At 35.8% G+C, this 19,814-nt stretch carries 16 protein-coding genes; 8 read left to right on the forward strand and 8 right to left on the reverse strand.

Translation table 11 applies throughout. The features are described from left to right. Positions 1–141: 141 nt before the first annotated feature. The 3 genes from clpX to ABNX05_RS23980 all read right to left on the reverse strand — a co-directional run bounded on the left by clpX (position 142) and on the right by ABNX05_RS23980 (position 4,559). The gene (gene clpX, locus ABNX05_RS23970; protein WP_349661991.1) at positions 142–1,413 is read right to left on the reverse strand and encodes an ATP-dependent protease ATP-binding subunit ClpX; all 1,272 of its coding nucleotides are present in this window, start codon (positions 1,411–1,413) and stop codon (positions 142–144) included. A gap of 755 nt (positions 1,414–2,168) precedes the next feature. Continuing rightward, positions 2,169–3,458: a trigger factor gene (gene tig, locus ABNX05_RS23975; protein ID WP_349661992.1), complete on the reverse strand. Its 1,290-nt coding sequence runs from the start codon at positions 3,456–3,458 to the stop codon at positions 2,169–2,171. 111 nt (positions 3,459–3,569) lie between these two features. After that, positions 3,570–4,559: a hypothetical protein gene (locus ABNX05_RS23980; RefSeq protein WP_349661993.1), complete on the reverse strand. Its 990-nt coding sequence runs from the start codon at positions 4,557–4,559 to the stop codon at positions 3,570–3,572. Between the two features lie 538 nt (positions 4,560–5,097). Between ABNX05_RS23980 and ABNX05_RS23985 the strand changes: the two genes are divergently transcribed. The 7 genes from ABNX05_RS23985 to ABNX05_RS24015 all read left to right on the forward strand — a co-directional run bounded on the left by ABNX05_RS23985 (position 5,098) and on the right by ABNX05_RS24015 (position 12,630). Beyond that, positions 5,098–5,565, forward strand: a complete 468-nt coding sequence (locus tag ABNX05_RS23985) for a hypothetical protein (protein WP_349661994.1) — start codon at positions 5,098–5,100, stop codon at positions 5,563–5,565. Between the two features lie 282 nt (positions 5,566–5,847). Further along, entirely contained in the window at positions 5,848–6,690 is an 843-nt protein-coding gene (locus tag ABNX05_RS23990; protein ID WP_349661995.1) for a DUF2785 domain-containing protein, read from the forward strand. 833 nt (positions 6,691–7,523) lie between these two features. After that, positions 7,524–8,444 carry a cytochrome aa3 quinol oxidase subunit II gene (gene qoxA, locus ABNX05_RS23995; protein ID WP_349661996.1) on the forward strand — a complete coding sequence of 307 codons (921 nt, stop codon included), beginning with the start codon at positions 7,524–7,526 and terminating at the stop codon, positions 8,442–8,444. 64 nt (positions 8,445–8,508) lie between these two features. Further along, on the forward strand, positions 8,509–10,452 hold the full coding sequence (gene qoxB / locus ABNX05_RS24000) for a cytochrome aa3 quinol oxidase subunit I (RefSeq protein ID WP_349661997.1): 1,944 nt from the start codon (positions 8,509–8,511) through the stop codon (positions 10,450–10,452). Position 10,453: 1 nt separating this feature from the next. Continuing rightward, positions 10,454–11,053 (forward strand): cytochrome aa3 quinol oxidase subunit III, encoded by a 600-nt coding sequence (gene qoxC, locus ABNX05_RS24005; RefSeq protein WP_349661998.1) that lies wholly within the window; start codon positions 10,454–10,456, stop codon positions 11,051–11,053. Further along, entirely contained in the window at positions 11,053–11,337 is a 285-nt protein-coding gene (qoxD, locus tag ABNX05_RS24010) for a cytochrome aa3 quinol oxidase subunit IV (protein WP_323647659.1), read from the forward strand. The genes qoxC and qoxD overlap by 1 nt, the downstream gene beginning before the upstream one ends. A 432-nt stretch (positions 11,338–11,769) precedes the next feature. After that, on the forward strand, positions 11,770–12,630 hold the full coding sequence (locus ABNX05_RS24015; protein WP_349661999.1) for a DUF6612 family protein: 861 nt from the start codon (positions 11,770–11,772) through the stop codon (positions 12,628–12,630). Positions 12,631–12,775: 145 nt separating this feature from the next. Here ABNX05_RS24015 and ABNX05_RS24020 read toward each other — a convergent pair whose 3' ends face one another. The 5 genes from ABNX05_RS24020 to ABNX05_RS24040 form a co-directional block, all read right to left on the reverse strand. Further along, complete coding sequence (locus tag ABNX05_RS24020; protein ID WP_349662000.1) at positions 12,776–13,339, reverse strand: GNAT family N-acetyltransferase; 564 nt, start codon at positions 13,337–13,339, stop codon at positions 12,776–12,778. 61 nt (positions 13,340–13,400) lie between these two features. Further along, on the reverse strand, positions 13,401–13,862 hold the full coding sequence (gene tsaA, locus ABNX05_RS24025) for a tRNA (N6-threonylcarbamoyladenosine(37)-N6)-methyltransferase TrmO (RefSeq protein WP_349662001.1): 462 nt from the start codon (positions 13,860–13,862) through the stop codon (positions 13,401–13,403). A gap of 232 nt (positions 13,863–14,094) precedes the next feature. Next, complete coding sequence (locus ABNX05_RS24030) at positions 14,095–15,300, reverse strand: Ger(x)C family spore germination protein (RefSeq protein ID WP_476425351.1); 1,206 nt, start codon at positions 15,298–15,300, stop codon at positions 14,095–14,097. Then, the gene (locus ABNX05_RS24035) at positions 15,297–16,394 is read right to left on the reverse strand and encodes a spore germination protein (RefSeq protein ID WP_349662002.1); all 1,098 of its coding nucleotides are present in this window, start codon (positions 16,392–16,394) and stop codon (positions 15,297–15,299) included. The genes ABNX05_RS24030 and ABNX05_RS24035 overlap by 4 nt, the downstream gene beginning before the upstream one ends. A 25-nt stretch (positions 16,395–16,419) precedes the next feature. Beyond that, complete coding sequence (locus tag ABNX05_RS24040) at positions 16,420–17,979, reverse strand: spore germination protein (RefSeq protein ID WP_349662005.1); 1,560 nt, start codon at positions 17,977–17,979, stop codon at positions 16,420–16,422. A 435-nt stretch (positions 17,980–18,414) separates the two neighbouring features. Between ABNX05_RS24040 and ABNX05_RS24045 the strand changes: the two genes are divergently transcribed. Beyond that, the gene (locus tag ABNX05_RS24045) at positions 18,415–19,419 is read left to right on the forward strand and encodes a nucleoid-associated protein (RefSeq protein WP_349662003.1); all 1,005 of its coding nucleotides are present in this window, start codon (positions 18,415–18,417) and stop codon (positions 19,417–19,419) included. The last annotated feature ends 395 nt before the right edge of the window (positions 19,420–19,814 follow it).

Consider the following 19,814-nt stretch of genomic DNA (forward strand, 5'->3'; position numbering starts at 1 on the left):
TGAGCCAAAAATTTCATTTAATTACAGTTGGCTTTATGTATGAATGAATAAAAAGCTGACTGTCGAATGTGCGAATATTGCACAATCGAAGTCAGCTAAATTACTCTTTATCTCATAACAATAGACAGCCACGTCTGTTCGTTATGCTGAAGTTTTTGTGTCGCTACCTTCATCGAGTTCAGTGCCATCTTCAAGAAGCAATTTCGGTTTTTCTTTATCCGTAATTGTTTTTGCCGTAATGATACATTTTTTCACGTCTTCACGTGAAGGTAATTCGTACATTACATCAAGCATTGTTGACTCAATAATTGAACGAAGACCGCGTGCACCTGTTTTTCGCTCAATTGCTTCTTTTGCAATTTCAGAAAGGGCACCTTCATCAAACTCAAGCTCAACACCATCTAATTCAAGCATTTTTTGATATTGCTTAGCTAGTGCATTTTTAGGCTCTGTTAAAATTTGTACAAGCGCAGCCTCGTTTAATTGCTCTAGGCTTGCAAGTACCGGTAATCGACCGATGAACTCTGGAATTAAGCCAAATTTCAATAAATCCTCTGGAATCAGCTTTGCCATAATTGAGCCTTCTTCCACATCAATTTTGTTAGGATCTGAACCGAAGCCAATTACTTTTTCACCCTGACGACGTTTAATAATGGACTCTATTCCATCAAACGCTCCACCCACAATAAATAAGATGTTCGTAGTATCGATTTGTAAGAACTCCTGATGAGGATGCTTACGGCCACCTTGTGGTGGGACACTCGCAACTGTACCTTCTAAGATTTTAAGAAGTGCTTGTTGTACACCTTCACCCGATACATCACGTGTAATGGATGGATTTTCAGATTTACGTGCAACTTTATCGATTTCATCAATATAGATGATCCCTTTTTCAGCACGCTCAATATCGTAATCTGCTGATTGAATTAATTTTAATAAGATATTCTCAACGTCCTCACCAACATAGCCGGCTTCAGTTAGTGAAGTAGCGTCTGCAATAGCAAAAGGAACGTTTAATATACGCGCCAATGTTTGGGCTAATAAAGTTTTACCGCTACCAGTTGGGCCGATTAACACAATGTTCGATTTCGCTAATTCTACATCATCAATTTTACTATTTGTATTAATGCGTTTGTAGTGATTGTAAACCGCAACTGCTAAAGCTTTTTTAGCACGTTCTTGACCTATTACATACTCATCTAAAATCGTTAAGATTTCTTTCGGTTTTGGAATATCTTGGAATTCAATTTCTTCTTCAACGCCCAGTTCCTCTACAACGATTTCTGAACAAAGTTCGATACATTCATCACAAATATAAACACCAGGACCCGCAACTAGTTTACGTACCTGTTCTTGTGGTTTCCCACAGAATGAGCATTTTAAATTGCCTTTTTCATCATTAAATTTGAACAATATGTTTCACCCCTATTCAAGCAACAATCTTACAAGATTATTGAATCATTATCAAATAAATTGTCTGCATCCATTTACACCACGGCGTTTATGGTTCAAGATTTTTGACACTCATTGTACAAAAAACATGAATATTGCCACAAAGTTTCCATTTCATTAACTTAATAAATTCCAGCTCACCATCATAGCGAGTAGTTTATCAAATGTTATCCACCACTTAGGATGAGACTAAATTCTACTAATCATGCCTTTTATTACCACATAAGTGTAAGTAACTGATTCTTCAGAAAGCTCTAGCGACCAGAGACCTTACGTTTAGCCAAACTACCTGACCTTCTTCAGTTGGTATTGACTCGTGACTTCACGTTTATACTTAGTAGGTACAAGTTACAATTTTTTTAAAATCTATTACATTCGCCAGAGGCTTAACTTCATTCAGAAGAGGATGTATTTCGTTGTTCCTCATTTGGAAGATTGAGACATCAATCAATTAAACCCTATCTCTGCTGAATAAAGTCAAATTTTAGCATCGTGTGATAAGTCAAACAACACTATGTATTAGAGAAATGTAAAGGCTTTGCCTATCCCTCTTCAAAAAAGCACTCCTTTTGGAGGATACTTTTGCAGTGAAAGTAGTCGTAAAACTAAACCTAACGTGGAATCTAGCTACACCTAAACACACAATATGTGATAAAACAAGGCACGGTTTAATGCCGTACCTTGTTTTCATTTTTCTATCCAGTTACAAAAAAATCCTATTCAGTAATTTTAGCGTTTTCTACTAAAAATTCAACTGTTTTTTGAATTTTAATGTCGTTTTCAAGAACTGCTGTGCCACCTAAAGCACCAGTAATTTGCTCTTTTGTCATGTTAAATTGAGCAGTCATTTTTTCTAATTCAGCTTCGATATCAGCTTCAGTAGCTTCAACTTTTTCAGCTTCTGCAATTGCTTCAAGAGTTAAAGATACACGTACACGGCTTTCTGCTTCTTCTTTCATTTGTCCGCGTAAATCTTCTTCTGATTGACCTGAGAATTGATAGTAAAGGTCTAAGTTCATACCTTGCATTTGTAAACGTTGACCAAATTCTTGTAACATACGATCAGTTTCAGAGTTAATCATACCAGCAGGTACTTCAAAATCAGCATTTCCAGCTGCTTTTTCAACTAACTCGTCACGAAGTGCTGCATTTGATTCAGCTAGTTTTTGTTCAGCAGTTTGCTCTTTGATTTTAGCGCGTAAAGCTTCTACACCTTCAACTTCTGGGTCTAATTCTTTAGCGAATTCATCGTTTAGTTCTGGAAGAACTTTTGTTTTAACTTCTTTTACTGTTACTTTGAAAGTAGCTTCTTTACCAGCTAATTCAGCTGCATGGTATTCTTCTGGGAAAGTAACAACTACGTCTTTAGATTCGCCAGTTTTAATACCTACAAGTTGCTCTTCGAAGCCAGGGATGAATGAACCTGAACCGATTTCTAGTGGGTAGTCTTCACCTTTGCCACCTTCAAACGCTTCTTCACCTACGAAACCTTCAAAGTCGATAACAGCTGTATCGCCTTCTACGATTGCTTCGTCTTCTTTAATTTCTAGCTCTGCTTTACGAGCTAATTGTTCTTGAATTTGTGCTTCTACTTCTTCATCAGTAACTTCTACTGGAAGTTTTGTAACTTCTAAACCTTTGTACTCACCAAGTTTTGGCTCTGGTTTCACTGTTACTTGAGCAGTAAATGTAAAATCTTTACCATGTGCGAAGTTTTCTGTACCAGAAATTTCTGGGTAATCTACTGGCATAATACCAGCTTCATCGATAGCTTTTGAATAAGATTCAGGAACGATGATTTCTAATGCATCTTGGTATAAAGATTCAATACCAAAGCGTTGTTCAAACATATTACGAGGCATTTTCCCTTTACGGAAACCTGGTACGTTAATTTGTTTTACAACTTTTTTGAACGCTTGGTCCATTGCTGCGTCTACTTCTGCAGCAGGTACTTCAATTGTAAGAGTACCGATATTACCTTCTTGTTTTTCCCATTTTGCTGACATGTATAAATACCTCCAAATAAATAATCAAGTTTATTGTTAGACAATTCATTCGTAACTACGATTTTGACAACCATTTTAGTATAACATAGATGCGTATAGTTTCAACTTATTTCATACTTCATGTAGTTCCGTCATTTTTTCTAACATTTGTAAAAAGTCAATGATTTCATAGTTCATTTCCTGTACTTTTCCGAGCATAGATTGTACAAAGTCAATATAACTATAGGCAATATCATCAGCTTCATACTGGTGCCATTCAAACGGATACGTCACAATGGCATGCTTCGCCATTAAATATTGTACCATTTCCAACGTCGATGGGTCTTGCTCTAATTTATTTTCGATTATTTTTTTTACTTCCCTATACTGAGGCAACTGATTTGGTAAGACTAAATTGATAGGGTTAATAATCTTTGTTCCATTAAATTTTGAAACAGTAATCTCAATTGACACTTCTTGTTCCACCAATAGAATTAACGCTAAACTCTGAACAAATGGATGGATTGTAGGACATTCAATAATATCTTTCAATGCTGTTTTTAATTGCCTTACATTCGTCTCCATTAAACGATGCAGTCGAATAGATTGTTCATTTGCCGTTAAGGCACTAAATACCGAAAGTTCATATTCTTGCTCTTCTAACAATCGTTTTGCATCTTCTTTTTTTTGGAGATTCCTTGCAACATCTTGATTCAAGCTTCTTAAGCGTTCAAATTTCTCAAGCTGATCTTCCGGAAGTACATTTTCTTCTATTAATGTCGAAATTAACGACTCTACTTGATGGTATTCCTTTAATTGCATACATACAGTAACATACAGCTCCATTACTTCCACATATAAAGTCGTACCCAAAGCAAACAATTGCTCACAAACATTTTTAACTTTATCGTATGCTTTTAATTCATATAAAGCATACGCATAAGCACTTAATGCCATTTCATCCCCATCTTCATATAAAAATGCTTTTTCAAAGCTGGCCACTGCCTCTTCATATTGATAATTTTCCGCATACATATGTCCTTCACGTATTAATGTCTGAACAGCACCAGGAAAAACAACAATATTGTCATGTTTTATAACATGTCGTTTTCGCTTTGTCATTTTTCTCACCTCTTTACGACTATTTAACTTATTAGTTTCTATATGAATCATCAACATATCATGGAGTTGATTTACGAATTTGACCGTGGGCTTAATGAGGAGTTGTGATGAGCTACTGGGGGTTAGTCACAAAAGCGTTATCACTGATCTTTGCGCGTTCCTCTATTGATTCCCACCGTAGTCTCATCTGTAATGCTCCCCTCATTTACTCCAATTCAATCTCATTAGATGATATACGTTTTACATATGTCATTTTTAACTTTCAACGATGACCATATTAATTTACTCCCTACTTATTAAAAAAAATCATTGCTTTAGCATTACATATTTTGTAATAAATTGTATTATAATTAATAATATCTTTCATTTATTACTTTTTACAGGCATTCAGCATTCAGCTAACTACAGACAAAAACATGTGTCGCTGTCGCTTTGCTTTCGCACAAAAAACATCTGCAGGAATGCACAGAGCTGATTCCTGACGCAATTATGCCGTAGCATAATTGCTGGCAAAAGTTCTTCACAAGGAGTGGAATACATGCAATTAATAGATACAGTTAGTGAATTTGGTAGTAGCATCTCTCCTATGTTTGAGGCACTACCAATTAAAGTTGTTTCGTTTTCTACAGCGGACAATCCTTATCAGAAGGATTACCCGATCGAATTTGAAATACTCACACGAACAAAGATTGATTTATACACGCAAGAAGCAAATACACATATTATAAGTATCCAAGGTTACATTCCTGGCTCCATTTCAATCGGACACCAACATGAGTCACTTTTTATTATTCCCCAAAGTGTACACATTGAATGCAACTATAAACTTCTAAGTATCGACCAAAAAGATATGCAACGAATCTTACAGCACGCCGAACCGAATCTTCATTATAGCGAATGGCTAATCGAAACCATTAAAAATGCAAATATTCTTGTTGAATTAAAAACCAATCAAAATACTTATACTGAATGGCCGCTCGGTATAAAGTCAGCCCTTATATCATAACTAAGATGAGACATACTTAAATAGGTATGTCTTTTTTTGTGCCCCTTGAATAAGTCTTTCCCTTTTTGTTGCTTGTCTATCATATCAACTTTTTGTTGTTTCTGGAATTCCCATTGCGAATATACTTCTATATCACTAGAAAACTTTACAAATCAACAAATTCATCGTTGAAGCGTTATAATAAAAAGACCTAGCTCCATATAAGCATTTTTACTATGTTCTACTAACACTTCGAAAAGAATGCTCTTATAGAGAATTAATTTAACCTCGGGGGAATTACAGATGGATATTAAAAATACATTACAATCATTCTCAACCATGACATCTTCAGAACGACAAGAATTTATGTTACAAAAGGGCGATTGGTTGTTACAAGAAATGTTAACGCACATTGGTTCACCAGATGCCGAATTACGAGACAAATTAATTTATCGAACTTTTATTGATCTACTTAGCGACAATTTACTGAGCAATGAACAGCTACAATATTTATTTGATACTGTAATAGGCGACGATTATTTATTTTTAAACATAGGCGAAGAAATGACAGATAGTGTCTTCACTCGTTCGTTTTCTGCTTTACTTGTAGCAAGTATTCTCGCAAAAGATGCTGAACTACTACTTTTAAAGAATGAGCGTTTACAAATTTTCTTTAAAAAGATCGGTCGCTATTTATTATTGGAAAACGATACGAGAGGACATGTTCAAGATAAAGGTTGGGCGCATAGCATTGCACATGGTGCAGATTTAGCGACTATGACAATTAAACACCCCAAATTTGATTTACAACATGCGCCTTTAATCTTGCATGCTTTGAAACTTGTTACTTGGAAAGATACTGTTTTTGTCAACGACGAGGAGGAACGCTTAGTTAATATTATTGAAGCGTTACTAGCTCGTGACTACTCTGAGGAAGCATTAATAGAATTTGCCGAACAGGCATTTGATAAATTTGAAATGCATTTAGAGACTCAAGGTTATAACGAAGCCTTTTTCAGCGGACGAACATGTACATTAAATTTAATGAAAACATTGTATTTTGCTTTAAAGATGCAAAACCTAGCCCCAAATCTTCAAAATACTATTTATGGACAAGTCGCAAAATGGCTAAAACTAGGTGCATAGATTATCTGGCGTAATTAGATGAGCTAAAGCGAATTTCACTTTCTTTCTGCTTCAAACATTTAATTTCGTTCCCATACCAAATTTAGCAAACTAAGAATCCCCTTAGTTTGCTTTTTTTACTTTTCAAGTAAAATATCAAGCATGCAATAAATGGAAGTTAGTAATTATATTAACATAATTTATATCCGTTTCCGAAATACCCCTTTCCAATCATCCCTTACATTGAAAGTTTATCCTTATATATCCATAACCTTTCTTTTTGTTTACTCACATTTTTTAAAAACGCAACAATAAAGCATTCAATAACCTAATTTAACGGCGATTTTATTACAAAATGACGTCTGAAATGTGAAATGACGTTTTCACAAAAAAAACTATTTACATAGTTAAGGATAAGAAACTCAGTGTTTTCAACGTTTGAACAGTGTTTATTATATTAAACACAAAAATACTAATATTGAAATAACGATTTTTGTTCAAAAAATGTTCATATTTATCCCCGGTTTACTATTAAAAATATAAAAAAATAATTTTTTTTCTTTCAAACGGGGCGTATAATCCTATATGCAAACGACGACATTTGTGTCGATCGATTATGACATATTGTTTGAAAATCGATTACACAGATTAATGACTTTGCGAACGCTTGCAATAGACCAATCAAATACTAAATTCAATGTTTCATAGTGAACCATGCCATTGTTAGTATTTCTGATTATTTGATTGGTACAACAATTAAAAGAGGTGACCGTATTACCCACTATTTATAATTTCGAATCTATATATAAACACATGAAATTTATGAATAGCCGTTTTATAGAAAGGAGTCAAACATGAAGAAAAAGTTAAGCTTAATGTTTGTTGCATTTAGTGCGCTAGCAATTCTTGCTGGCTGTGAACCCCTAACAATTTTTGATCCTAAAGGGCCAAATGCCAAAACATTATCAGACACAATTATTTTATCCATTATTACAATGGCCTTTATATTACTAGTCGTGTATGTGCTTTTAGCATTTATGCTAACTAAATATCGTGCTTCAAAATCATCTGCCGATTATGAGCCTCCTCACGAAGAGGGTAGTCATCTACTTGAAATAATATGGACAGTTATCCCTATTATCATAGTGGCATTCTTGGCAGTTGTTACTGTAAGAACAACAAGTACAGTCGAGACAACACCAGAAGGTTATGACAATAAAGAGCCACTTGTTATTTACGCATCATCTTCTAACTGGAAATGGCATTTTAGCTATCCAGAGCAAGGTGTTGAAACTGTAAACTATGTAAATATTCCAACTGACCGTCCAATCGAGTTTAAACTTTACTCTTTCGGACCAATCACAAGTTTCTGGATTCCACAATTAGCTGGTCAAAAATACGCGATGAGTGACATGTTAACAACTATTCACCTTGCTGCAGATGTACCTGGTTCATACATGGGCCGTAACTCTAACTTTAACGGTCGCGGTTTTGCTGAAATGGAATTTGAAGCAGAAGCTATGACACAAGAAGAATTCGACAAATGGGTTTCTGATGTGAAATCAAAAGAAAAACCATTAACAGAAGAAAAATTTGATGAACTATTAAAAGCAGAACACGTTGGTCGTTCAAGCTATTCATCTACACACTTAGAATTTAGACCTGCTCCAATGGAACACAGTGAACACATGAAAATGGGCGGCATGGATCATAGTGATATGGACATGTCCGAAGATGAAATGGATCACTCTAAAATGGAGCATGGGAATCACTGATTCACAAAAAAATTCTGAAGCAACACATTCACATTAATTTTTACACCTGAAAGGAGCGCATCCAATGAGTATGGAAGAAGTATTCCATCCTATGCAAGAACCGATGATTTTAGCGGCAGCTATTAGTATCGTAGTTGGAGCCGTTGTTATCGTAGCTGGCCTTACATATTTCAAAAAATGGGGCTATTTCTACAAAAACTGGCTATCAACTGTTGACCATAAAAAAATCGGTATTATGTATATCGCTACAGCACTTTTGATGCTATTCCGCGGCGGTATCGATGCACTATTAATGCGTGCACAAACGGCAGTTCCAGATAATGGACTTCTTGATGCACAACACTATAATGAGATTTTCACAACACACGGTTTATTAATGATTTTATTCATGGCTATGCCATTCGTAATTGGTTTAATGAACATTGTAATCCCACTGCAAATTGGTGCTCGTGACGTTGCCTTCCCACGTCTGAATGCAGTCAGCTTCTGGTTATTTGCAGCTGGTTGTGGTTTATTAAACCTATCATTTATCATTGGTGGTTCACCTGATGCTGGTTGGACAGCATACTTCCCATTAGCTGGGACAGAATTCAGTCCAACTGTTGGGAACAACTACTATTCTTTAGCTTTACAATTATCAGGGATTGGTACGTTAATGACTGGTGTTAACTTCATCGCAACAATCATTAAAATGCGTGCACCTGGTATGACATTAATGAAAATGCCAATGTTCACTTGGTCAATTTTAATTACAAACATTATTATCGTATTTGCATTCCCAGTATTAACTGTAGCACTTGCATTAATGATGCTTGACCGTCAATTCGGTACACAATTCTTTGCAATGCAAAATGGTGGTATGGATATGCTTTGGGCCAACCTATTCTGGGTTTGGGGACATCCTGAGGTTTATATCGTTATCCTACCTGCTTTCGGTATCTTCTCTGAAATCATTGCGACATTTGCACGTAAAAACTTATACGGCTATAAATCAATGGTTATGAGTATGGTCGTTATTTCGTTACTATCATTCTTAGTATGGGCCCACCACTTCTATACAATGGGTCACGGTGTAATGGTAAACAGCGTATTCTCTATTACAACAATGGCAATCGCTGTTCCGACAGGGGTTAAAATATTTAACTGGTTGCTCACAATGAGACACGGTAAAATTCAATTTACAACTCCTATGCTTTACGCTCTTGGCTTTATTCCTATCTTCACAATTGGTGGGGTTACAGGGGTAATGCTTGCAATGGCAAGTGCTGACTATCAATATCATAATACGATGTTCTTAGTTGCCCACTTCCACTATGTATTAATTCCAGGTACAGTATTTGGTGTACTTGCAGGTTACCACTACTGGTGGCCAAAAATGTTCGGTTTCCGTTTAAATGAAAAACTAGGTAAAGCTGCTTTCTGGTTTATCGCAGTATGCTTTAACGTAACATTCTTCCCTCTATTCATTTTAGGTTTAGATGGTTACGCTCGTCGTATGTACACTTACTCTGAGTCAACTGGCTACGGTCCATTGAACATGCTATCGTTCATCGGTGGTATTGGTCTTGCTGTCGGCTTTGCGTTAATCGTATATAACATTTACTACAGCTGGAAACATATGCCACGTAATGAAAAAGCAGATGTTTGGGATGGTCGTACGCTAGAATGGGCTACTCATTCTCCAGTACCAGAGTATAACTTTGCAGTAGTTCCAACGGTTACACGTTTAGATGAATACTGGTTCGCGAAAAAAGAAGGTCGCGATATTACAGCCGGTAAAATTGAAAAAATTCACATGCCTAACAACACTGGCACTCCATTCTGGATGAGCGGATTCTTCTTCCTTGCAGCATTCTTTGCTGTATTCAATCTATGGGTTCCAGCAATCATTAGTATGATTGGTGTATTTGGCTTTATGATTCATCGTTCATTCGAAAAGGATCATGGTCGATACATTTCAGTTGAAGAAGTTATGGCAACTGAAAAAAGCTTGAGAGGTGATAAATAATATGAAAATCGATTCTTCACTTCCATTAGAATATAGTACAGAAGAAAATCGCCTGAAAATTTTCGGTTTCTGGATTTTCCTTGGTGCCGAAATCGTATTATTCGCCACACTATTTACAGTGTATTTCACACTTCAAACACGTACAGGTAGTGGCCCAAATGGCGCTGAGATTTTCGAACTAACACCAGTATTATGGGAAACATTCTTATTATTAACAAGTAGTTTCACAATTGGTCTTGGTGTTCATGCAATGCGCATTGGCAATAAAAAAGCGATGATGGCATTTTTCATCATCACACTTCTATTAGGTCTTGGCTTCTTAGCCATTGAGATCGATGAATTTGTCACATATGTTAATGAAGGTGCAACAATTCGAACAAGTGCATTCTTATCGGCATTAATGACTTTACTTGGTACCCACGGTCTCCACGTAACATTTGGTTTCTTCTGGGGCGTTGCCATTTTAATGCAAGTAGCTAGCCGTGGTTTAAACCCACAAACGGCTAACAAAGCGTTTATCTTCTCACTGTACTGGCACTTCTTAGACGTTGTTTGGATTTTCATCTTCAGCTTCGTCTACTTGAAAGGACTGATTAGCTGATGAAGGAATTATTCCCAAAACAACATGTGATGGGCTTCGGCTTCTCACTATTACTAACAGTTGTAGCTTTAGCTGTTGTTAAATTCGATATGTCTCTTAACATGGCATTTGGTGTTTTACTAGTAACTGCTCTTGCACAAGCAACTGTACAATTAGTATTATTCATGCACATCGGTGAATCTGAAGACAAGAAAACGTTATATACAACGATTTTATATTCAGTATTCGTAGGTGTTGTCACAATCATTGGTACATTATTCGCAATGATCTGGGGCTATAATTGATAAACAGAGCCGAGAAAATGATATCATTTTCTCGGCTCTTTCTTTTTGTCTTACTAATTTCTCAACTCAAAAATACCAATCCTTCTTATGACTTGCCCCTCACTTACTTATTTACAAACATAGTTGGCACTGATCTGTTAAAAGTTTGTATAGCAGTCTCAAATTTTGAAGAACTCCCATTTACAAAAAAGCTTTCTGGCTCAGCGTGCTCACCTATATGAAACTACTAGCTACAATAGTCCCTTGCTATAACACAAAACCATTAGAAACCTCTATTCAATAACTAATCCACTAATGTTCGCTTATTGACCCCTAGCACCATTCCTATTTTAAATTAGTAACTAAATAAATAAATATGGCGTAAATCTACTTTTTATTTCATATATAAAAAGAGATTGCTATATCTTTTACCAAGAATAGGAGATGAAAGTAATGAACAAATTTTTTAAAGTTTTAAGTGTTGGAGCACTAGCACTAACACTGGCAGCTTGTAACAGTAGCGCTACCCCTAAGAAAGACACAACTAATACAAGTAAACTCACTTTAGAGCAAGTGTATGAAAAAGCGGTAGAGCGCCAATCAGACATTAAAAGTACAACTGCAAAAATGGAGTTGACTCAAGATTCCAAAGTTGAAGCAGGCGAACAATCTATGGAGTTTTCCATCAAATCAAATATGGATATGGATGTAGTTACCGATCCAATTGCTATGCACTTATCAGGTTCAATGACAATGCCAGATATGGCTAGTGCAGATCAAAAAAGTACAGAAATACCGATTGATATGTACATGAAGAAAGATCAAGGCTTTTTCATGAAGGATGAAGCAACTAATAATTGGTTTAAATTACCAAGCGAGCAATTTGATGACATTATGGAACAAACTGCATCATCTGCGGATGCTAAGGCACAATTAGAACAGCTTAAAAACTATATTAAAGATTTCAAATTCGAACAAACTGATAATGCATATATCTTAACTTTAGACGCTAAGGGCGATGAATTTAAAGAACTGATCGATTCTGAAATTAGCAAATCAATGAAAGATATGGGTCTTGAAGAAAATCCACTTGATAACTTAACGATTGATAAAATACACTACGTTCTAGAAATCGATAAAAAGACTTTCGATACAACTAAAATGGATATGAATTTCGATTTGAAAATGAAGATTGAAAATCAAGAACTAGAAACGAAAACAAAATCAGTTGTGACATTCACTGAGTTCAATCACCTAAAAACAATCGATATCCCACAAGAAATTATCGATAACGCACAATCTACCCCTCAATAATAAACATAAAAAGGAATCTGCATACTTTAATGTACGTAGATTCCTTTTACTTTAGGTACTGCTTCAATTAGAACAGCACATTTACCTTATCAGACGAGTCTCTCCGCAATAAACTAATCACTTCACTAAAGGCAATTGGCCACGTTTAAAGCGTATCAACATCGGAAGGATTATCTATAGCATAATGAAGTAATCCTTCAAAATCCTTCAGTTCCGGATTAAGATTTATATACGTATATTCATAGTTCATTCCTAGTTTAGCTACAATTCGTAAAGAGGCCACGTTTTCAGGATGAACGACTGCAATAACCTTAAGTAAACCAATCTTATTGAACGCATAATTCAGTAAAGCTTGTGCAGCCTCATACGCAATTCCTTGCCCTCTATAAGCATTCGAAATACCATAATAGATTTCGACCTCAGTTTCTTTTACATCATCTGGACCAAGGCCACAATAGCCAATTAACGTTTGCCTCTCCCTATCTACTATGGCTAGATTCAATTTATGTATTTTGGAAAGCGTATTTTTTTTGTTGCATTGAATGGACCACTCTATTATCCGCTGAACATCACCTCGACTAGGTACATCCTCTGGAATAAATCGATAAAAATCAGGCTCAGAAACTACTGCATACAATTCATCCAAATCAGTTAAAGCATATGGCCGAATGATGAGCCTCTCGGTTTCAATATGTAGATTTAAAAACATATTGTTTACTCCTTCAATTAAATTGAAATTAAAAAATCTTCATTCCTTTTGTGTACATATACTAGTCCCAATAATTCTTCATTAAATCAGTTGCCCAACTTGGCTGCTTTAATTCACCTTTTGGTAAAAACTCTTTCATGACAGGTTTAATATCAATAATTGGTGTTCCATCAATAGCATCGAGGCCGCTAACGATTAATGTTCTATCTTTTAATTCTAGTAATTCTACAACCGTTACACCTATTTTGTTAGGTCTATTTTTGCCTCTCTGAGCGAAAATACCGACTTCCGGATAATCCTTATTATTTCTCGGATGTCTCGCTTCATATTGAATTTTCTCATCTACAACTTTATCAAAATAAAAAATTATTTCTAAATGAGAAAAATCATCAATCCCTGTTAAAGACGATGCATGTATATCTTTTGTCAATTCAACAGTAGAAATGACGTTACCCCAATTGTCATCTTCAATCATTTTTCGACTATTGCTCACTACAGCTATTGGTTTAATACTGTATTCCATACAAAATGACCTCATCTATCGTTGTTTTCACTTACATATCTTCCGTTTAATTCCAGTATACTCCAACGATTACCAATGTCAATTTTGGTAGAATACCTGCTTTTATTCTTTATCTACAGTTTTTTGGGGATTAAGTGTTAGTATACCGAACTTAATCCCTTTTATATTTCCTAGCATTGTAAATACTTCACTACCATGTCCATTTATTATCCTTCATAAAACGAAATCAATTTTATTCCCCTGACGTCCCATAGTCTTTTATCGTTATTTTTACCTCACACTGAATCGGTATCTCGCTAAATGTTTGATCCCAATCTTTTTTTAGCTTTTTCCATACTTTTGGATACTCTATTCTCAATCTTGTTCCAAACCCTGATACGTCCGTTTGATATTCTTTTTGTATCTTCTCTAAAACATTTTTCACAAGACGCTCTACCTCTTTTTCAGTAGCCCTTTCTGCTTTTTTCAAAAACTTATTATCAAATGTTTTCTCAGAAAGTACCCAATGCTCAGCAATTCGCCCTTCAGATTCGATTTTTACATTAAATGAGATATTGTCTCCATCAACATGGGGTGTAATTTTACTTTTCATTGACAATATCTCGTATATAATCGGCTGATCAGTCCCTTCATAAAAACTTGTTACTAAACCACCTTTGCCCTTTCCAGTTATCCACGTAATCCCCTCTAATTCTTTTCCCGTAAGAAAACCTCGCAGTTTTTTTGTGCTACCTTTTATCACAGCTGCTCCGGCAAATCTAATTTCTCCATTTTCTGAAGTTACACTTTGCAATAAAAAACTTGCTCTAGAATTTAATTTTCCTTGTAACTTTGCAAATGTCATCGGTGGTAGTATCTTTGTCGTTCTTTTATGTCCTTTCATCATCTCAACAAGTTGAAACGCAGGAATTTTAGTTGGTTCGTTCGATTCAAGAATATTACTTGCATGATTTTTAGCGATTAGAAGAAGCGCACTTGGTCTCATTTCCAGTTCCCTAAGAAAAAAATCCATTGTTTGTGTTAGATTGAATGCACTTGCAAAATCCTCTCCTAGGACAATGACCTTTGAATGTTCTGCAAAGGCTCGTTTGTCGTTTTTTAACATCATATTACGCAAAGTAGGAAGAATAGCATCTCCGGTTTCAGAAACGTTTTTGTAAGCTTTTTGTTGTTTTTTACCTTCTTTCGCACCGGAACCAGTTGTCTCTGAGTTAACGAATTGATTGGTAATTGTAATCAGCTCTTTATTAGAGTTTCTAGCTTCTTGTTCCTCCAATGCCTCCCTAGAACTACTATCTGTTTCTACATCTAACGAGGTACCTACAACAAGACCTAAGTCTTCAATTTCTTTACTGCTCCAACAACCTGTAAGAATTAAAAGTATAAGAGATAATAGCAAACCTAAACGAAATCGCACCATCATATTGTTTAGTTTCATGTCTTTCCACCCTTCAACCTCGAAATAAAAAGTAAGAGTACTGGAAAAACACCAAATAAGAATAATGCAGCATTCCCAATCATATCACCGAACTTAAAGAGGTCATTGATATTTTTAGGCGTCATAGAAATAATGTAAATAATCGGTAACAAACCAAATATAAAGGGCTGTATGTTCTTTTTAAAGAGTTGAGCTAATCCTAAAGCAGCGGCAAAATAGGTAATAGAAAAGGTGGCGAATATTTGCATAATCCAAATCACGAGTAAAAAAGACTCAAATCGTTCAAAGATTAACCCCGGAATTTCAAAACTTCGCATAAGTTCTAATGTAGGCCATGTTCTCGTGACAACTCCATCGATTGATAAAGCACCTATTACCATAACAACTGTTATGACATAAAAGAATAAGGGAATCGTTAAGCCAACAAGGACGACTTTTACTGCTTTCGTTTTCTCAGACTGCTTCATTAATGCGACAAGCAACAGCATAATTTCAGGACCTAAAAATGCAAGGGTTGCTGTCTTTACTCCTTTTAATACTGGCATGACTCCCAATCCTAATACCGGACGTAGATTATCTATTTCAAATATGCCCAAGCTCATAAAAGCTACCAATAAAAAGAGGACAAACGTAATAGGAAAGATGATTTCAAATAGTCGAGCAATCGAATTGATTCCGCTACTAATCAAATAGAGCCCTATCCACATAAAGGGCAAAATGATAGCCCAAGTTGGCGTACCTTCGAGCAGAAAGAGTGAGGTTACTTCAGCCATTATCCTGACTTCAAATGCTGAAATTGTAAAGAAATAGACTATTATAAGCAAACTCAAAAACCAACCTACCCATTTCCCTACAATATCTTGGCTATATTGATAGAAGGTTTTTTCAGGATATTTTTGGCTTAATTTCACGATAATCACGGCTGCGATTATCGCAATGACGCCTCCTAAAAAAACACTAATCCATACATCCGGTGATTTGACCTTTTCAACAGATGTTCTTGGCAAGGTAAGTATTCCTGTAGCCAAAATATAATTAGCGAGGACAACAACTGCTTGTGAAGCCGTAATTTTGTCTTGTGAATTAATCATCATGCCAGTTTATTTCCTTTCCTAGTGACTAATCTTGACGGCTAGAATCTTTTGTATGCAACATCTTCGGACGACGTTTCATCATCATAAGTGGCATACGAACCATAAAGTCTTTCCAATCGTTTGCTCTATAAGGAACCGTCGGACTAACAAAAGGGATGCCAAAACTCTTCAACTTCACCAAATGACTGCAAAGAAGTAAGAAAAACAGGATAACCCCATATAAACCAAATAAAGCAGCAAAAAACATTGCTACGAAACGAAGCATGCGCAATGAAATTCCCGCATTATATTGCGGAATAGCAAAAGAAGAAATAGCTGTTAACGCAACAACAATTACCATAATGGGGCTAACAATCCCTGCTTGTACAGCAGCTTCCCCAATAACAAGCCCTCCGACTATTCCCATTGTAGGACCAATAGGCTTAGGCAAACGAAGCCCAGCTTCTCGTAAAATTTCAATAGCTACTTCCATAATTAGTGCCTCAATTATTGCAGGAAATGGAACACCTTCCCTCGTTCCCATCATAGACAATGCTAGCTTAGTTGGAATTAAGCCCTGATGAAACGAGACAAACGATATATAGATGGATGGTGCAAAAAGCGTAATAGTTGCAGCTAAATAACGTAATAGACGAATGAGCGTACTTGGCAACCATCGTTCATAATAGTCTTCTGGTGATTGCAATAACATACTAAATGTCACTGGCACGATTAATGCAAAAGGTGTCCCATCTAATAAAATTGCCACTCTTCCTTCCATCAAGGCAGCAAAAACACGATCTGGGCGTTCCGTATTCTGAACTTGTGTAAAAGGGCTGAGATAATTATCTTCGATTAGTTGCTCTACGTAGCCCGATTCCGCAACATCATCAATATTTATTGTTTCAATTCTTTTCTTAACCTCTTCGACCAAGTTCGGGTCTGCAATCTCATTAACATAGGCGATAACCAATTCTTTTTTTGTACGTTTACCTACTTGGAAATTGATAATTGATAAATCACTATTTTCACCATGTTGTCTCAATAGAGCCGTATTATCACTTAACGTTTCTGTAAAGCCTAATCTCGGACCTCGAACCAATGCTTCTGATACCGGTTCTTCAATATTGCGCGATTTTCCTTTGACTGTCCCGAGCATTAATACATTTGGCATTCCATCAATTATCAAGGCGGTCATCCCTGCTAATATTTTGCCTACAGATTGCTTTACATCATACTCTTCTGTTATGTCACTAACGGAAAGAACTTCATTTTTAATAAATGTCTGTAAAAAGACTCCTTTTTCATATAAAGACTCCAGATCATCTTTTTGTGAAAAATCCCCCATAAGAGATGTCAAAATATGTTTATTAATCAGTTCTTTATCTGACAGCCCATCAAGAAAAATAATCGTTGCACGTATGTCTGTGTTACCTATGTGAAACTCCCTAAAATGCACATCCCAGTTATGACCAATCTCTTTCTTAACAAGTTCAACATCTAAGTTGTAATTACCCGTATAATAATCAAATGACTCTTGGGAAGATTTCACTGTTTGGTGTTCAAGCTCATCTTTTGGTTTCGCCTGACCTTTTATTTTCACCATGTCATCGTCATTCATCTCTTGTTTAGATACTATCCCATTAAACAATTTGAAAATAATATAGGGAATGAAAAATACAATAAAACCTTGCATAAATACTTTCCATTCTGGAATGTAGGCTAAGATCTTTTCCCACATATTCATCACCCTCTTAAGCTGATAATAAAGCGAATTACAGCTTCACGTTTTATATAGTTCCATCATTATCTAAGCAACAGCATTTTAAACTTATTTCATTCAACATTATTCGCAAGATATGAATAAGGTTGTAATTATGTTGAAAATCTTTTTTGTGTAAAAAAAAATCTTTTGCAATTGTTGTGCAAAAGATTTCAGTTACATTGGTGATCACTATAACTACTAATAAAATACATTAAAATATTGTCCTATATATGATATGGTATATTATCTACAATGCTATTTTAGAAGGTGGAAAACATGCTAGAAGTAAGTGAAAGTAAGTTAGCACAATATATTATACATTTTATTGACGATGCACTCGTGTTAGGTGAAGAATCATTAACACAACCAGAGGTCATGCTAGAGGCAGCTTTTACACAGCTAGCGTTTAGCAAAATTGATTTGGAACAGCAATTTGAATTTTTTCATGAAACAAATATTGGGTTAAATGAGGTTTACACATATGTGAGAGCAATTTTTGAGCAGGAAAATAGTTTCCTTGAACAATCAATAAACATTGCTAAACACTTACATAGTGTATCTCAGCACCCTAACATTAAAAGTGGCGAATTGTTTATTGGATTATTTGACAATTGTTTTCTGTCTACAGCAGCTAAAAAAATAATCGCCATCGTTAAAATTGATGAAAAAGAAATGTTTTTAGATGTAAAAAACGACCAAAATAAAATGGTTATCAACGGTATTGATGGCATCAATGTAAAGAAAGTAAACAATATGGCCATCATCGTAGATATGGGGCCGGAACAGACACCTGCTGTCTTTATGAAAACGAAAAGGAAAGAAGATATTATCTATTGGCAAGAACGTTTTTTAAAGATTAAAGCTGCAGATGAACATTATTATAAAACGAATTTAGCCTTAACAGAATGCAAAAAATATATCTTAAAAGAAGAAAGCTTTACAAATACTGAAAAGCTAGGTCTTTTAAATAAAACGCTTGATTATTTTAGAAATGAAGATGAATTTCAAGTAAATAATTATATTGAAACGGTGTTTGAAAATGCGGAGCCAACACAAAAAGACATTATCATCAATTCGGTAAAACCTTATGAAACTGTTATTTCTGAGAGCGCACTTGAAAAGGCTGAAAAAAAATATAAACGTAAAATTAAACTCGACTCCAATATTGAAATCCAGGTAAACGTACAGGATATCGAGAAAGTAGATGAACTAATTGAAGTAGGCTACGATGAATCTACAAATCGAAAGTTCTACAAAATTTATTTCCAGGAAGAACTATAAATCAATTAGGCCTTGGCGTAATTGCGTCCAGAATCGGCTTAAAGAAGTTAAATTCTAAGAGACTTCCCTAGTATACAAAGGAAGCTCCTTACCATAGCGTATGGTTGATTTCCGTTCCGACTGGGCGCTTTGCCGCTGCCGCTTCGCTTTCGCGCAGTTAAAACATTTTGCCGCTGCCGCTTCGCTTTCGCGCAGTTAAAACATTTTGCCGCTGCCGCTTCGCTTTCGCGCAGTTAAAACATTTTGCCGCTGCCGCTTCGCTTTCGCGCAGTTAAAACATTTTGCCGCTGCCGCTTCGCTTTCGCGCAGTTAAAACATTTTGCCGCTGCCGCTTCGCTTTCGCGCAGTTAAAACATTTTGCCGCTGCCGCTTCGCTTTCGCGCAGTTAAAACATT

The organism is Lysinibacillus zambalensis (genome assembly GCF_040183165.1).
Lineage (GTDB): Bacteria > Bacillota > Bacilli > Bacillales_A > Planococcaceae > Lysinibacillus > Lysinibacillus zambalensis.

Coding starts and splice junctions, on each gene's coding strand:
- tig (WP_349661992.1), bottom strand. CDS start 3,458: ATGTCAGCAAAATGGGAAAAACAAGAAGGTAATATCGGTACTCTTACA.
- ABNX05_RS23980 (WP_349661993.1), bottom strand. CDS start 4,559: ATGACAAAGCGAAAACGACATGTTATAAAACATGACAATATTGTTGTT.
- ABNX05_RS23985 (WP_349661994.1), top strand. CDS start 5,098: ATGCAATTAATAGATACAGTTAGTGAATTTGGTAGTAGCATCTCTCCT.
- ABNX05_RS23990 (WP_349661995.1), top strand. CDS start 5,848: ATGGATATTAAAAATACATTACAATCATTCTCAACCATGACATCTTCA.
- qoxA (WP_349661996.1), top strand. CDS start 7,524: ATGAAGAAAAAGTTAAGCTTAATGTTTGTTGCATTTAGTGCGCTAGCA.
- qoxB (WP_349661997.1), top strand. CDS start 8,509: ATGAGTATGGAAGAAGTATTCCATCCTATGCAAGAACCGATGATTTTA.
- qoxC (WP_349661998.1), top strand. CDS start 10,454: ATGAAAATCGATTCTTCACTTCCATTAGAATATAGTACAGAAGAAAAT.
- qoxD (WP_323647659.1), top strand. CDS start 11,053: ATGAAGGAATTATTCCCAAAACAACATGTGATGGGCTTCGGCTTCTCA.
- ABNX05_RS24015 (WP_349661999.1), top strand. CDS start 11,770: ATGAACAAATTTTTTAAAGTTTTAAGTGTTGGAGCACTAGCACTAACA.
- ABNX05_RS24020 (WP_349662000.1), bottom strand. CDS start 13,339: ATGTTTTTAAATCTACATATTGAAACCGAGAGGCTCATCATTCGGCCA.
- tsaA (WP_349662001.1), bottom strand. CDS start 13,862: ATGGAATACAGTATTAAACCAATAGCTGTAGTGAGCAATAGTCGAAAA.
- ABNX05_RS24030 (WP_476425351.1), bottom strand. CDS start 15,300: ATGAAACTAAACAATATGATGGTGCGATTTCGTTTAGGTTTGCTATTA.
- ABNX05_RS24035 (WP_349662002.1), bottom strand. CDS start 16,394: ATGATGATTAATTCACAAGACAAAATTACGGCTTCACAAGCAGTTGTT.
- ABNX05_RS24040 (WP_349662005.1), bottom strand. CDS start 17,979: ATGGTGAAAATAAAAGGTCAGGCGAAACCAAAAGATGAGCTTGAACAC.
- ABNX05_RS24045 (WP_349662003.1), top strand. CDS start 18,415: ATGCTAGAAGTAAGTGAAAGTAAGTTAGCACAATATATTATACATTTT.